Source organism: Micromonospora sp. NPDC005087, assembly GCF_042872965.1.
GTDB lineage: Bacteria > Actinomycetota > Actinomycetes > Mycobacteriales > Micromonosporaceae > Micromonospora.
In genome coordinates, this window is sequence record NZ_JBIALB010000005.1 from 258,069 (window position 1) to 271,607 (window position 13,539).

Sequence of the window (13,539 nt, forward strand, 5' to 3'; positions counted from 1 at the left end):
CATGGCTGTCGATGACCTGTGGTACCTCAGGGCGGTAGGGCCGGATCGCAAGCGCCTCCCATCGAAGCGGCACGGCCGTGGGAAACGCTGGCGGGTGCGCTACTCGGACGCCTCCGGTGAAACGCGTGAGCGGCTGTTCGACCGGCAGACCGATGCCAAGGACTTCGACGCCAAGGCAAGAAGCGGCGACGTCGACGCCACGAAGGTGGACCGCGCTCAGCGTCTGGTGACCTTTGAGGAGTACGCCGAACGTTGGCGGCTGTCGCGTGAGATCGGCTGGGCAATGGAAACCCGCAAACGGGTCGAGTCGAACTTGCGTTGTCACCTGTTCCCGGCGTTCGGGCCGGTGACTCCTCGCTCGATCACCCTGACCACCGTCTTGGAGTGGCTGACCTCGCAGCTCGCCAACGACGTCCCCAAATCGTCGATGCGCCTCTACTTCGAGCTGCTGGATGCGATCCTCGCTGCCGCTGTCACCGACAAGGTGATCCCCGACAACCCGTGCGACGGGGTGAAGCTCGTGAAGGTCCTTCGTGGCCTGTCCCGCGTGCCGAAGTGGGTACCGACAGAACACGACGTGCTGGCGCTACTCGACGCTGTCCCCGCACGGTATCGGGCTGCGATCTGGCTCGGCGCTGGCCAAGGTTGCCGCTTCGGCGAGATGCTGGGAATGGAGCACGGTAAGAGCATCGACGTGAGCGCCCAGGAGCTGCACGTCACGCAGCAGCTCCGCTACTCCCCGCAGGGCTACGGCGGCTTCTACCTCTGCCTGCCCAAAGCCGGTTCGTCGGGAACCCTCGACCTGGACCAGGCGGTGCGGGAAGCGCTCGAAACTCACGTCCGCGACTTCCCACCAGTCGAGGTCGAAATGGTGGACATCACCTCCGGCGACCCGGTCCGCCGCTCGGTGCCGCTGTTGTTCACGACCACGCGCGGGAATCCGTTCACAGACCGGACCTGGTCGAACGAGTGGGTCAAGTGGCGGGACAAAGCCGGATGGCCCAAGAAACACGGAGGATTTCACGCGCTGCGGCACTTCTTCGCCACGACGCTGATTACCAATCACGCCGAGCCACAGGACGTGCAACGGCTACTCCGTCACCAGACGCTACGAATCACCTTGGAAACCTACGTCCATTGGTGGCCTCGCCGAGAGCGGCGACGCGGCGTCATCGGCGATGTCCTGCGGGCTGCGGCCAACCGCCGCTAGATGCCCGACCGGAGTGAAAGATCATTCCTGGTCTGTGCCGGATCTGTGCCCGATGATCTCGAACTCAGCTCCGACGCAGCTCACAGGCTGTGCGTGGTGGAGCCCAGGGGACTCGAACCCCTAACCCCTGCCTTGCAAAGGCAGTGCTCTGCCAGTTGAGCTAGGGCCCCGTGGGCGGCTGCGGCGTCGCCGATCGTTCGCCGCTGCGCCGGACGTCAGCGCAGGTCGGGCGCGGTGGTCGCCTCGTGCCACAGGGCGCGCTCGTCGTTCGAGGCCTTGACCTTGTTGAACACGACGGCGGCCACGCCGACGACGCCGGCCAGAATCAGCAGCTTCTTGAACATTGGGGCCACCCCTCGCGCTCGACTACCGTCGGACGACGTGCGGTGGGGCTAGCTGGAATCGAACCAGCGACCTCAGAGTTATCAGCTCTGCGCTCTAACCGACTGAGCTATAGCCCCGTGTTGCGACGAGCAAGGTTAACCCATCCGCTCAGCCGGCCCCAAATCGGGGTCCGGGCCCGCGAGCCGGGCCGTTGACACCTGCAAAACCTACCTGGGTACGGGACGCCGGAGCGACCGCATTCCGCGGTGCCCCGGCGTCCCGATCGCCTCAGTCCCGCTCGGCGAGGGTCAACTCGATCCCGCCAACCAGGTCGGCGCAGACGTTGTAGACGAACGCTCCCAGCGTGGCCAGCGCGGTGAAGAGCACCACGTTGACCAGACCGATCAGCGCCGAGCTGAGGATCACGCCCTTGGCGGTGATCTGGAAGCCGCTGGTGCTCTGCCCCCCGCCGGCGTTCACCAGGTCGCTCAGGCTGTCGTTGACGCTCTGGAACACCCCCATCGCGTCCAGCGCCAGGTAGAGCACCGACGTGGCGACCACCACGACGATGAAGAGCACCACCGAAACGGCGAACGCGAACTTCATCACGGACCAGGGGTCGATCCGCTTCAGGTTCAGCCGGGCCCGGCGCGGTCCGCGGGACGCGGCCGAGCTGACCGAGGTACGCGCTGCGCGTACCGCGTCACCGACCCGGGCCGCCCCGACCGCCGAGGCGTTGCCGATTCCCGGCGGCAGACCGCCGCCGCTGGCCGGGCGGCTGGTGCCGGTGGCACGCCCCCCGTCCGGCTGCGGCTGGGTCATGCCGGGCGTGATCCGGGGCTGGGTGCCGGCGGTCCCGGCAGCCCCGGCGGATGCCGCCTCGCCGGGCCGGACACTGATCGGCTGGGTGGTCGTGGGACGGGCCGGGGTCGCCGCCACCGGAGGCGAGTCGGTGGACGCCGGCGCCTCGACGCCGGACGCCTCGGTCTTGTCGCCCGACCCACCGTCCTCACCGGGCTGGTCCGGCGGGGGTGTCATGCCGGGAGCCCGGGTGAATTTCGGGGCAGGCGCGTCGGCGGGGACCGTTGCCCGGCCCACGGCCGCGCGGCCGGTCGCTGGTGTGCCGCCCTTGGCGGCCTCCTCGTCGACCGGGTTGGCCGAGGTCCCCGTGTTCCCCGACTTCGCCTGTGTCTCCGTCATTCAACTAGTCCTGTTCGTCGGGTTCGTCGGCATTGCGAGCAATGGCCACGATAGTCACGCCGTCCGGGAGGTCCATCAGCTTGACCCCCATTGTGTTCCGGTCACGCGTACGGCGTACAGGCTTCACCGGAGTCCGGATGACACCACCGTTGCTGGTGATCGCGAACAGCTCGTCGTCCGGGTCGATCACCACAGCGCCGACCAGACCACCGCGCCGCTCGGTGATCTTCGCAGTCAACACGCCCTTACCTCCCCGGCCCTGCACCGGGTATTCCTCGATCGGGGTACGTTTCGCGTATCCCCCGTTCGTGGCCACCAGAACGTCCAGGCCCTCCCGAACGACCTCCATGGCGAGCAGGACGTCGTCGTCCGTGAAGCGCATGCCGATCACGCCGGAGGTGGCGCGACCCATCGGCCGCAGCGCCTCGTCGGAGGCGTTGAACCGGATCGCCTGCGCCTTCTTGGAGACCAGCAGCAGGTCGTTCTCCGGCGCAACCAGCGCAGCACCGACCAGCTCGTCCTCATCGCGCAGGTTGATCGCGATGATTCCGCCGGAACGGTTGGAGTCGAACTCCTCGAGCCGCGTCTTCTTCACCAGGCCGTTCTTCGTGGCCAGTACCAGATAGGGGGCTACCTGGTAGTTCGGGATTTCGATGATCTGCGCGATCTGCTCGTCCGGCAGGAAGGCGAGCAGGTTGGCCACGTGCTGGCCCTTGGCTACCCTACTGGCCTCCGGCAACTCGTACGCCTTCGCCCGGTAGACGCGTCCCTTGTTCGTGAAGAACAGGATCCAGTCGTGGGTGGAGCATACGAAAAAGTGGCTGACGATGTCGTCCTGCCGCAACGTGGCGCCGCTGACGCCCTTGCCGCCCCGCCGCTGCGAGCGGTAGAGATCGACCTTGGTCCGCTTGGCGTACCCGGTCCGGGTGATCGTGACGACCACGTCCTCCCGGGCGATGAGGTCCTCCATCGAGACCTCGCCGTCGAACGGGATGATCTGCGTACGCCGGTCGTCGCCCCACTTGGCGACGATCTCGCCGAGCTCCTCCGAGACGATCTTTCGCTGCCGCTCCGGCTTGGCGAGGATGTCCTTGAACTCGGCGATCTCGATTTCCAGCTTGGCCAGGTCGTCCACGATCCGCTGCCGCTCCAGCGCGGCCAGCCGGCGCAGCTGCATGTCCAGGATCGCGGTCGCCTGAATCTCGTCGATCTCCAGCAGCCGGATCAGGCCCTGCCGGGCGTCGTCCACGGTCGGCGACCGCCGGATCAGGGCGATCACCTCGTCCAGCGCGTCCAGTGCCTTGCCCAGACCACGCAGGATGTGCGCCCGCTCCTCGGCCTTGCGCAGCCGGAACGCGGTCCGCCGGCGGATCACGTCGACCTGGTGCTCGACGTAGTAGCGGATGAACTGGGCCAGGTTGAGCGTGCGCGGCACCCCGTCGACCAGAGCCAGCATGTTGGCGCCGAAGGTCTCCTGGAGCTGGGTGTGCTTGTAGAGGTTGTTCAGCACGACCTTGGCGACCGCGTCGCGCTTGAGCACGAGCACGATCCGCATGCCGGTACGACCGGAGGACTCGTCGCGGATGTCGGCGATCCCGGCGAGCTTGCCCTCCTTGATCAGCTCCGCGATCCGCTCGGCGAGATTGTCCGGGTTGACCTGGTAGGGCAGCTCGCTGACGACCAGGCAGGGCCGGCCCCGCTTGTCTTCCTCGACCTCCACCACCGCGCGCATCCGGATTGAGCCGCGACCGGTGCGGTACGCGTCCTGGATCGCGGTGGTGCCGACGATCAGGCCGTGGGTCGGGAAGTCCGGACCCTTGACGATGCCGAGCAGGGCTTCGAGGGTGGTCTCCTCGTCCTCCTCCGGGTGCTCCAGGCACCACTGCACCGCCGCGCCGATCTCCCGCAGGTTGTGCGGCGGGATCTTGGTGGCCATGCCGACCGCGATGCCCTCGGAGCCGTTCACCAGCAGGTTGGGGATCCGCGACGGCAGGATGGTGGGCTCCTTGGCCCGGCCGTCGTAGTTGTCCTGCAGGTCGACCGTGTCCTCGTCGATGTCCCGCAGCATCTCCATGGCCAGCGGGTCGAGCTTGCACTCGGTGTATCGCATGGCGGCGGCCGGGTCGTTACCCGGAGAGCCGAAGTTGCCGTTGCCGTCGACCAGCGGATACCGCAGCGACCAGGGCTGCGCCATCCGGACCAGCGCGTCGTAGATCGCCGAGTCGCCGTGCGGGTGGAACTGGCCCATCACGTCGCCGACGACCCGGGAACACTTCACGTAGCCGCGGTCCGGACGGTAGCCCGAGTCGAACATGGCGTAGAGGATCTTGCGGTGCACCGGCTTGAGCCCGTCCCGGACGTCCGGGAGCGCACGACCGACGATGACGCTCATCGCGTAGTCGAGGTAGGAGCGCTGCATCTCCACCTCGAGCCCGACCGGTTCGATCCGGTCGTGCGCGACCACGGCGGCGATGGCCTCGGCGGGGACCTCAGGCTCGTTCGGTGTGGACTCGGGAGAATCGGTCACTGTATACCCTTATCAGACTCAGAGTCGTTTTCGTGCTGTGGATAACGGCTGTGGATACTGGCCAAGCTGTGGATAACTCTGTGGATCGGCGGGTCGGTCGGGTTCACCCCGGCCGACCTGCCGAGCTCCATCAGATGTCCAGGAACCGCACGTCCTTGGCGTTGCGCTGGATGAACGACCGGCGCGCCTCGACGTCCTCACCCATCAGCACGCTGAACAACTCGTCGGCGGTCGCCGCGTCGTCGAGCGTGACCTGACGCAGAGTACGCGTTGCCGGGTTCATCGTGGTTTCCCACAGCTCGGGATAGTTCATCTCGCCGAGGCCCTTGAACCGCTGAATGTCGTCCGGCTTGGCGTTCGGCTTCTTCTGCTGGCGCAGCGCGATCAGCCCGTCCCGCTCACGATCGGAGTAGGCGTACTGCGCGTCGTCGCCCTTCTTGTTCCACTTGATCTTGTAGAGCGGCGGGGCGGCCAGGTAGACGTGGCCCATCTCGACGAGCGGGCGCATGAAGCGGAACAGCAGGGTGAGCAGCAGCGTCTGGATGTGCTGGCCGTCGACGTCCGCGTCGGCCATCAGCACCACCTTGTGGTAGCGCAGCTTCTCCATGTCGAAATCGTCGTGAATGCCGGTGCCCAGCGCGGTGATCAGCGCCTGGACCTCGTTGTTCTTCAGCACCCGGTCGATCCGGGCCTTCTCCACGTTGAGGATCTTGCCGCGGATCGGCAGGATCGCCTGGGTCCGCGGGTCCCGGCCCTGCTTGGCCGAGCCACCGGCCGAGTCGCCCTCGACGATGAACACCTCGGACTCGCGCGGGTCGGTGGACTGGCAGTCGGCCAGCTTGCCCGGCATCGAGCCGGACTCCAGCAGCGACTTGCGGCGGGCCAGCTTGCGCGCCTGCTGCGCGGCGATCCGGGCACGAGCAGCCTGGGAGGCCTTCTGAATGATCATCTTGGCCTCGGCCGGGTTGCGGTCGAACCAGTCGACCAGCCGGTCGTTGCAGACCCGCTGCACGAAGCTCTTCACCGGGGTGTTGCCGAGCTTGGTCTTGGTCTGGCCCTCGAACTGCGGGTTGGCCAGCTTGACCGAGATGATCGCGGCGAGCCCCTCCCGAATGTCCTCGCCGGAGAGCTTCTCGTCACCCTTGAGCAGCTTCTTGTCGGTGCCGTACCGGTTGACCACGCTGGTCAGCGCGGACCGGAAGCCCTCCTCGTGGGTGCCGCCCTCGTGCGTGTTGATCGTGTTGGCGAAGGTGTAGACCGACTCGCCGTACGACTCGTTCCACTGCATGGCGATTTCGAGCGACATGCCCTCCTCCTCGGCGCCGAACTCGACCACGGTCTTGTGGATCGGGTTCTTCGAGGCGTTGAGGTGCCGGACGAAGTCGGCGATGCCGCCCTCGTATAGGAAGGTCACCTCACGCTGGCGGCCGTCCTCCTCCTCGGCCACCCGCTCGTCGAGCAGGTGGATGCGGAGGGCACGGTTGAGGAAGGCCATCTCCTGGAGCCGTCGGTAGATGGTCTGGAAGTCGAAGTCGACGGTCTCGAAGACGTCGGGGTCGGGCCAGAAGGAGACCGTCGAGCCGCTGCGGTCGGTGGTCTCACCCTTGTCCAGTGGGCCGGGCTTGGAGTTGTTGTACTGCTGCCGCCACACGAAACCGGACTTGTGGATCTCCACGGCCATCCGGGTGGAGAGCGCGTTCACGACGGACACGCCGACGCCGTGCAGACCACCGGAGACCGCGTACGCCTTGCCGTCGAACTTGCCGCCCGCGTGCAGCACGGTCAGTGCGACCTCGACGCCCGGCTTCTTGAGCTTCGGGTGCAGGTCGACCGGGAAGCCACGGCCGTTGTCAGTGACCTGGACCCCGCCGTCGGCGAGCAGCACGACGTCGATGGTGTCGCAGTATCCGGCCAGCGCCTCGTCGACCGCGTTGTCGACGACCTCCCAGACGAGGTGGTGCAGACCGCGTTCGCCGGTGGACCCGATGTACATACCGGGCCGCTTGCGAACCGCCTCCAGCCCCTCGAGAACGGTGATCGACTCTGCGCCATACTCCTGCTTGTCCTGCGCTGCCACCCTCGGCCACTTTCTCGCGTCGTCGGCGCCGGAAGGGCGCGTCGGGCGCGGGTTCGGCGGACAGGACGCGACGTCGGCGCGCGGACCGGTGCCGGATATTTCCGGACAGTGGGTCGAACGCGCCGGTCGCCGCGGTTGCCCGCGGATCGCGATCGGCTCGACCCGACGTGGAGAATGATCCTGGGGCCACCGGCCCCGTCCCTCGCTCCGCACCGGGTCTTCGTCTCACCGTCAATCCTACTGTGCGCGGAGGACAGAACCACCACTCGGCACCCTCACCGAGGCGGCTGAGAAGTCCGTAGCCGGCAGAACCCCATTGCCCGCGACTCCCCCCACACGCCATGCTCCGATCGGACGCGCCGCCCCGGAACGGGTTGACCCGCGGCCGGGCGGGTCGGGGGTCGCGGCCGGACCGCCCGTGCCGTACGTTTGCGGCGCCCCGGAAGCGGGCTTGATCTTTAGCGGCCGGAACCGGGACGATCGACCCGATCGACCCGACACGTGCTCTTTAAGAGGTGACAGATGGGGCTGGACAACGTCGCGGTGCACTGGCCGCGGACCGGCCGCTTCTACGATCCGGTCGCGCCGGCCGAGTTCGTCGACTTCGGCGAGATCGTCGACCTGCCGCGAATCTCCGCTCCGACGGCGGCGCTGGCCGAGCTGATCGCGAAGACCGGCACCGTCCGGGCGACCGCGTACACCGAGCTGGTGGATCTGCTGCTCGGCCTCGAAGGTGTGTTGTACGCCACAGACGCCGCGGCCGAGGACGAGGACCCGGTGATCGACCCGGACGGGTGCGCCTGGATCGCCGGCGGCATCGAACGATTCGTCACCGGCCACCGTGCGCACGGCGAGGCCGTCACGTTCGAGTCGGTGAGCACGGTGCTGCGCTCGCTGCTCGGCGACGGACGGCTGGCCGATCAACAACTGCGCTGGCTGGAGAGCCGGCTGGACGCGCTGCGCGACGAGAGCGGCGACCCGCCGCAGTGGAACTTCACCTGCGCCGAGCTGGGTGTGCTGGCAGCGTTCTACCGGCGCTGCGCCGAGCGCGGCTTCGCCGTCTACGCCGACGCCTGACCGGCCGGCCCGGGGTCGGCGGCGATCTGGTCGTCGCCCCCGGGACGGTTGGCCGCGGCGATCACCTGGGTCAGCACCACGTGCAGGTGTCGCAGGTCCTCCAGTGGCAGCCCGAGCCGCTGCACGATCGCGGCCGGGATCAGCTCGGCCCGGCTGCGCAGCGCCGCGCCGCTGTCGGTCAGGGTGACGGCGAGGCTGCGTTCGTCGGCGGCGTCCCGTTCACGGCGTAGGTAGCCGGCGGCTTCGAGCCGCTTGAGCAGCGGCGACAGGGTGCCCGGGTCGAGCTGCAACAGCCGGCTGAGGTCACGGCCGGACAGCGGCGCGTGCTGCCAGAGCGCCAGCATCACCAGGTACTGCGGATGGGTGAGGCCCATCGGTTCCAGTAGCGGCCGATAGACGGCCACGACACTGCGCGCCGCCACCGAGAGGGCGAAGCAGACCTGTTGCTCCAGCGCCAGAGGGTCGACGCCGTCCGGTCGTTCATTCATCGGTTGCCCTCCCCAAGCACGGTGGTTATCGTACAGGCGATTGGTACACCAACCATTGGTGCGCCAATCATCCGTCCGGGCGATGGGCGGAGCGACGGCACACACGCAGGAGAGGGCGGCAGATGAGCGAGGACGAGGCGGCCACCAGGTCCGCGGGCGAGGGCGGCCGGTTCATGCGTTGGACCTTCCGAAACCTCACCGGCCCCGCCGAGGGCGTGCAGGGCGCGGTGCAGGGCGGCTCCGCCGAGGCCCGCGAGATGTGGAAGCGCGACCTGGAGGAGCGCAAGCGCTACACCCGGGAACAGCGCGAACGGAAGCGGGCCGCCAAGGAGGCCCACCGGCGCGACTGAAGCGCTCGCTCAGCCGTAGGTGTCCCGCGGCCCCCGGCCGCGTACCCGACGCGGCCCCTTCGACCAGGACGGCGCGGCCGGGCCGTGGATGTGCAGCTTGCGCACCACGTTGTGGCCGACCTCCCGGGCGATCTGCTTGAGCAGCGAACCGGCGAGCAGCCGCAGCTGCGTCGCCCAGGCGGTCGAGCGGGCCTCCACGGTCAGCTCGCCGTTCTCCAGCTTGACCGGCCGGCTGTGCTGGGCGACCTCCGCGCCCACCACCCGCTCCCAGGCGCCGAACACCGTGGCCTCGGCCGCCGGCTGCTGCCAGCCACGCGCCTTCACCAACCGGTTCAGCACCACGCTGAGCGGCTGCGGGTCGCGCGGGTCGGGGCCCGGGCCGGAGTAGCCGCGCAGACGCCGCCCGGAGCCGCCGTCGCCACCCCCGCCACCCCCTGGGGTACGCCGGGCGCGGGCCGCCGCCTGCCGCCGGGACAACGCCGCGTCGAGCACCGCCCGGGCCAGCTCCGGCCCGGTGGCGGCGTCCGGCTGCCCACCGCCGTCGCCACCCCCGGTCGCCTTCGACCCCGGGGTACGCGCCGACACGGCGTCGCCGGCCCGCCGGTCATCGCCGCCAGCGTCGGGACGGGCGGGCCCTGGCTCATCCGACACGGCGTACCGTCCCCTCGCCGACCTGGTAGCGGACGCCGCGCAGAGCGGCCGGCACGTCGTCGTCCACCGCGCAGGTGACCAGTAGTTGGCTCGCGCCGCCGACCAGTTCCGCCAGCCGCTCCCGGCGACCGGTGTCCAGCTCGGCGAAGACGTCGTCGAGCACCAGCACCGGCTCGATGCCGTCGGCGCGCAGCAGGTCGTACCCGGCCAGTCGCAGCGCGAGCGCGAACGACCAGGACTCGCCATGGCTGGCGTACCCCTTGGCGGGCAGCGGACCGAGGCTCAGCGCCAGCTCGTCGCGGTGCGGGCCGACCAGGGTGGTGCCCCGTTCGATCTCGGCGGAGCGGGACGCGGCGAGCGCGGCGGTCAGCGCGGCGGCCAACACGCCACGATCGGTGGTCGGCTCGGCCAGCTCGATCGAGGGCCGGTAGGCGATGCCCGCGGCACCGCGCCCGGCGGCCACCGCGTCGTAAGCCTTGGAAACGTGCGGCGTGAGCGCGGCGACCAGCTCCAGCCGGCCGGCCAACAGCTCAGCGCCGTGCTGCGCGAGGTGGGTGTCCCAGACGGCGAGGGTGCCGAGGTCGCCGCCCCGGGACCCGCCGGTCTTGCGGGCCAGGTACGCGGTCCGCAGCAGAGCGTTGCGCTGCTTGACCACCCGCTCGTAGTCGGCCCGCACGCCGGCGTACCGGGGCTGCCGGTTGACCAGCAGGTCGTCCAGGTAGCGGCGGCGCTCGGCCGGGTCGCCCCGGACCAGCTCCAGATCCTCCGGCGCGAAGAGCACCAGTCGCAGCGCGCCCAGCACGTCCCGGGCCCGTCGCGCCGGGGAGCGGCCCAGTCGGGCCCGGTTGGCCTTGCCGGGCACGATCTCCAGCTCGACCAGGAGCTCACGGCCGTCGTGCACCACCGCGCAGCGGATCACCGCCGAGGAGGCGCCCATCCGGACCAGTGGCGCGTCCGTGGCGACCCGGTGCGAATCCAGGGTCGCCACGTAGCCCAGCGCCTCGACGAGGTTCGTCTTGCCAACGCCGTTGGCGCCGATCAGGACGTTCGCCCCCGGCTGGAGGTCGACGGCGACCCGCTCGTACGAGCGGAAGTCGACCAGTTCCAGCCGGTGGACATACACAGGGTGTGGATACCGCTCAGCGCTTGCGGACGGCGTGGCCACCGAACTGCTGGCGCAGCGCGGCGACGGCCTTCATGGCGGGCGAGTCGTCCTGCCGGGAGGCGAACCGGGCGAACAGCGAGGCGGTGATGACGTTCAGCGGCACGGCCAGCCGGACCGCCTCGTCGACCGTCCACCGACCCTCGCCGGTGTCCTCGGTGTAACCGCTCAGCTCGGCCAGCTCCGGGTCCTCGTCGAGCGCCCGGTCCAACAGGTCGAGCAGCCAGGAGCGGACCACGGTGCCCTCCCGCCAGGACTTGAACACCCCCGGCACGTTGGTCACCAGCTCGGAGGCGGCAAGCAGCTCGTAGCCCTCGGCGTAGGCGTGCATCAGGCCGTACTCGATGCCGTTGTGCACCATCTTGGAGTAGTGCCCGGCGCCGACCGGCCCGGCGTGCACGAAGCCGAACTCGCCCTCGGGCTTGAGCGCCTCGAAGATCGGCATCAGCCGGCCGACGTGCTCCTGGGCACCGCCGACCATCAGCGCGTAGCCGTTCTGCCGGCCCCACACGCCGCCGGAGACACCGACGTCCAGGTAGCCGATGCCGCGCTCGTTGAGCCGCTCGGCCCGGGGGGCGTCGTCGCTGAACCGGGAGTTGCCGCCGTCGATGATGATGTCGCCCTCGCCGAGCACCGCGGCGAGCTCGTCGATGGTCGCGTCGGTGACGCCCGCGGGCACCATGACCCAAACCGCGCGGGGCGACTCGAGCTTCTCAGCCAGCCCGGCGAGGGTCGGGACGTCACTCAACTGGGCGTTGTGGTCGAAGCCGACCACCTCGTGGCCGGCTGCCCGCAACCGCTCCCGCATGTTGCCGCCCATCCGGCCGAGTCCTACCAGGCCGAGCTGCATGTGTTCCTACCTCCGTGGATCTGGGTATCGGTGCGCGCGATCAGCGGGACACGCGGATCGGCATGATGAGGTACCGGTACCCCGGAATGGCCTCGCCATCCTCGCCGGCGGGTGAGATCACCGCGGGCTTGAAGGCGTCGACGAACGAGAGCACGGCGGTCTGGGAGCCCAGGTTGGCCAGGCCGTCGATGAGGTACTGCGGGTTGAACCCGATGGTCAACGCGTCGCCGGTGAAGGTGGCCTCCATCGCCTCGCTGGCCCGCGCCTCCTCCGAGCCGCCGGCCTCGACCACCAGCCCGTCGGCGCTGAAGCTGAGCAACACCGGCGTGGTGCGCTCGGCGACAAGCGCGACCCGCTTGACCACCTCGATCAGGGTGCTGACCGGCACCCGGGCCTCGGCGTTGTGGGCGGCCGGGAAGAGCGAGCGCACCGGCGGGTAGTTGGCCCCGTCGAGCAGCCGGCTGGTCGTACGCCGGGTGCCACCGGCGAGGCCGACCATGCCCTCGCCCGCCGCGCCCTGGGCGAGGGCGAGGGTGACCTCGCCGCCCAGCGGGCCGAGCGCCTTGGCGGTGTCGTTCAGGGTGCGGGCCGGCACGAGGGCGTTGATGCTCACCTCGGGGTCGTCCGGCCGCCACTGGATCTCGCGCAGCGCCAGCCGGTAGCGGTCGGTGGCGAGCATCGACAGGGTGCTGCCGGAGAGCTCGACGCGGACACCGGTCATCATCGGCAGCGTCTCGTCGCGGCCAGCGGCGATGGCCACCTGGGAAACTGCGGTGGCGAACGTGGCGGCGTCGACCGTGCCGGCGCTCTGCGGCATCTCGGGCAGCGCGGGGTAGTCCTCCACCGGCATGGTCGGCAGGGTGAACCGGGCGCTGCCGCAGACCAGCTCGAGGTGGGCGCCGACGGCGGCGATGTCCACCGGCTTGGCTGGCAGCGCCTTGGTGATCTCGGCGAGCAGGCGACCGGAGACCAGGGCGGCGCCGTCGGCGTCGCCCTGCACCTCGACGGTGACCTGGCTGGAGACCTCGTAGTCGAACCCGGAGACCCGCAGGTTGCCGTCGGTGACTCGGAGCATCACCCCGGCCAGCACCGGCACCGACGGACGGCTCGGCAGGCTCTTTGCGGTCCAGGCCACGGCCTCGGCGAGCGCGTCGCGCTCTACTCGGAACTTCATCAATGCCTCCGCGTCGACGTCAGCGACAACTCTCTCATGCCGACCGCTGCCTACCGTCCCGCCCAACCGTGCGGGTACCCATCGCACTTTAGGGCGCGGGGGCATCGGCTGTGCGCCCGGCCCCGTGGATCGTGTCGATGCTGACCGGCTGGTCCGGCAGCTTCGGCCCGATCCACAGAAAGTCCAACGGTGATGATTGGTTTTTGTTCTCTTAGAAGAGATAACTCATCGTCTTCATCGCACCTGTGCAAACTGTGGAGAACTCGGGTCCACGCAGCTCAGACAGGTTATCCACCGGTGATTTGGCTGTGGAGAACCGGGGGTACAACCGCCTTGCGTGTCCACAGCCCGGCCGCGCCGGACGGTTGTCCACCGTTGTCCACCGGTTGTCCACCGGTAATCCACCGACTTTCTCCCCAAGCCTGTGGATCGCCATGAAGATCACCAAT

At 69.2% G+C, this 13,539-nt stretch carries 12 protein-coding genes and 2 tRNA genes; 3 read left to right on the forward strand and 11 right to left on the reverse strand.

The genetic code is table 11. From position 1 onward, the window contains the following. Nucleotide 1 precedes the first annotated feature (1 nt). Complete coding sequence (locus ACFYPS_RS15080) at nt 2–1,210, forward strand: tyrosine-type recombinase/integrase (RefSeq protein WP_387324873.1); 1,209 nt, start codon at nt 2–4, stop codon at nt 1,208–1,210. 94 nt (nt 1,211–1,304) lie between these two features. Here the strand turns inward: ACFYPS_RS15080 and ACFYPS_RS15085 are convergent. The 6 genes from ACFYPS_RS15085 to gyrB all read right to left on the reverse strand — a co-directional run bounded on the left by ACFYPS_RS15085 (nt 1,305) and on the right by gyrB (nt 7,338). Continuing rightward, nucleotides 1,305–1,380: transfer RNA gene (locus ACFYPS_RS15085), tRNA-Ala, on the reverse strand. 45 nt (nt 1,381–1,425) lie between these two features. Next, nucleotides 1,426–1,554, reverse strand: coding sequence for a DLW-39 family protein (locus ACFYPS_RS15090; RefSeq protein WP_208869723.1), 129 nt, complete (start codon nt 1,552–1,554; stop codon nt 1,426–1,428). Between the two features lie 43 nt (nt 1,555–1,597). After that, nucleotides 1,598–1,671, reverse strand: a tRNA-Ile gene (locus ACFYPS_RS15095). A gap of 151 nt (nt 1,672–1,822) precedes the next feature. After that, nucleotides 1,823–2,734: a DUF3566 domain-containing protein gene (locus tag ACFYPS_RS15100; RefSeq protein WP_387324876.1), complete on the reverse strand. Its 912-nt coding sequence runs from the start codon at nt 2,732–2,734 to the stop codon at nt 1,823–1,825. 4 nt (nt 2,735–2,738) lie between these two features. After that, nucleotides 2,739–5,261, reverse strand: a complete 2,523-nt coding sequence (gene gyrA, locus ACFYPS_RS15105) for a DNA gyrase subunit A (RefSeq protein ID WP_354967084.1) — start codon at nt 5,259–5,261, stop codon at nt 2,739–2,741. 130 nt (nt 5,262–5,391) lie between these two features. Beyond that, on the reverse strand, nt 5,392–7,338 hold the full coding sequence (gene gyrB / locus ACFYPS_RS15110) for a DNA topoisomerase (ATP-hydrolyzing) subunit B (protein ID WP_354967085.1): 1,947 nt from the start codon (nt 7,336–7,338) through the stop codon (nt 5,392–5,394). A 522-nt stretch (nt 7,339–7,860) separates the two neighbouring features. Between gyrB and ACFYPS_RS15115 the strand changes: the two genes are divergently transcribed. Continuing rightward, nucleotides 7,861–8,415 carry a hypothetical protein gene (locus ACFYPS_RS15115; RefSeq protein ID WP_354967086.1) on the forward strand — a complete coding sequence of 185 codons (555 nt, stop codon included), beginning with the start codon at nt 7,861–7,863 and terminating at the stop codon, nt 8,413–8,415. On the opposite strand, the gene ACFYPS_RS15120 is transcribed toward ACFYPS_RS15115, so the two are convergent. Next, a complete protein-coding gene (locus ACFYPS_RS15120) occupies nt 8,400–8,903 on the reverse strand; it encodes a MarR family transcriptional regulator (protein ID WP_354967087.1) in 504 nt (167 codons plus the stop codon). The two genes, ACFYPS_RS15115 and ACFYPS_RS15120, sit on opposite strands and share 16 nt — an antisense overlap. Nucleotides 8,904–9,025: 122 nt before the next feature. On the opposite strand from ACFYPS_RS15120, the gene ACFYPS_RS15125 reads away from it, so the two are divergent. Further along, the gene (locus tag ACFYPS_RS15125; protein WP_354967088.1) at nt 9,026–9,253 is read left to right on the forward strand and encodes a hypothetical protein; all 228 of its coding nucleotides are present in this window, start codon (nt 9,026–9,028) and stop codon (nt 9,251–9,253) included. Nucleotides 9,254–9,262: 9 nt separating this feature from the next. Here the strand turns inward: ACFYPS_RS15125 and ACFYPS_RS15130 are convergent, their stop codons facing one another. Genes ACFYPS_RS15130 through dnaN form a run of 4 tightly spaced genes read right to left on the reverse strand, consistent with a single transcriptional unit; the run spans nt 9,263 to nt 13,090 of the window. Next, nucleotides 9,263–9,838, reverse strand: a complete 576-nt coding sequence (locus tag ACFYPS_RS15130) for a DUF721 domain-containing protein (RefSeq protein ID WP_387325168.1) — start codon at nt 9,836–9,838, stop codon at nt 9,263–9,265. Between the two features lie 55 nt (nt 9,839–9,893). Next, the gene (gene recF, locus ACFYPS_RS15135) at nt 9,894–11,027 is read right to left on the reverse strand and encodes a DNA replication/repair protein RecF (protein ID WP_354967090.1); all 1,134 of its coding nucleotides are present in this window, start codon (nt 11,025–11,027) and stop codon (nt 9,894–9,896) included. Between the two features lie 16 nt (nt 11,028–11,043). After that, nucleotides 11,044–11,916 (reverse strand): phosphogluconate dehydrogenase (NAD(+)-dependent, decarboxylating), encoded by an 873-nt coding sequence (gene gnd, locus ACFYPS_RS15140; protein ID WP_354967091.1) that lies wholly within the window; start codon nt 11,914–11,916, stop codon nt 11,044–11,046. Between the two features lie 40 nt (nt 11,917–11,956). After that, on the reverse strand, nt 11,957–13,090 hold the full coding sequence (dnaN, locus tag ACFYPS_RS15145) for a DNA polymerase III subunit beta (RefSeq protein WP_354967092.1): 1,134 nt from the start codon (nt 13,088–13,090) through the stop codon (nt 11,957–11,959). Nucleotides 13,091–13,539 lie beyond the last annotated feature (449 nt).

Excerpts from the sequence above, each read along its gene's own strand:
- ACFYPS_RS15080 (WP_387324873.1), top strand. The coding sequence starts at position 2 with ATGGCTGTCGATGACCTGTGGTACCTCAGGGCGGTAGGGCCGGATCGC.
- ACFYPS_RS15090 (WP_208869723.1), bottom strand. The coding sequence starts at position 1,554 with ATGTTCAAGAAGCTGCTGATTCTGGCCGGCGTCGTCGGCGTGGCCGCC.
- ACFYPS_RS15100 (WP_387324876.1), bottom strand. The coding sequence starts at position 2,734 with ATGACGGAGACACAGGCGAAGTCGGGGAACACGGGGACCTCGGCCAAC.
- ACFYPS_RS15115 (WP_354967086.1), top strand. The coding sequence starts at position 7,861 with ATGGGGCTGGACAACGTCGCGGTGCACTGGCCGCGGACCGGCCGCTTC.
- ACFYPS_RS15120 (WP_354967087.1), bottom strand. The coding sequence starts at position 8,903 with ATGAATGAACGACCGGACGGCGTCGACCCTCTGGCGCTGGAGCAACAG.
- ACFYPS_RS15125 (WP_354967088.1), top strand. The coding sequence starts at position 9,026 with ATGAGCGAGGACGAGGCGGCCACCAGGTCCGCGGGCGAGGGCGGCCGG.
- gnd (WP_354967091.1), bottom strand. The coding sequence starts at position 11,916 with ATGCAGCTCGGCCTGGTAGGACTCGGCCGGATGGGCGGCAACATGCGG.
- dnaN (WP_354967092.1), bottom strand. The coding sequence starts at position 13,090 with ATGAAGTTCCGAGTAGAGCGCGACGCGCTCGCCGAGGCCGTGGCCTGG.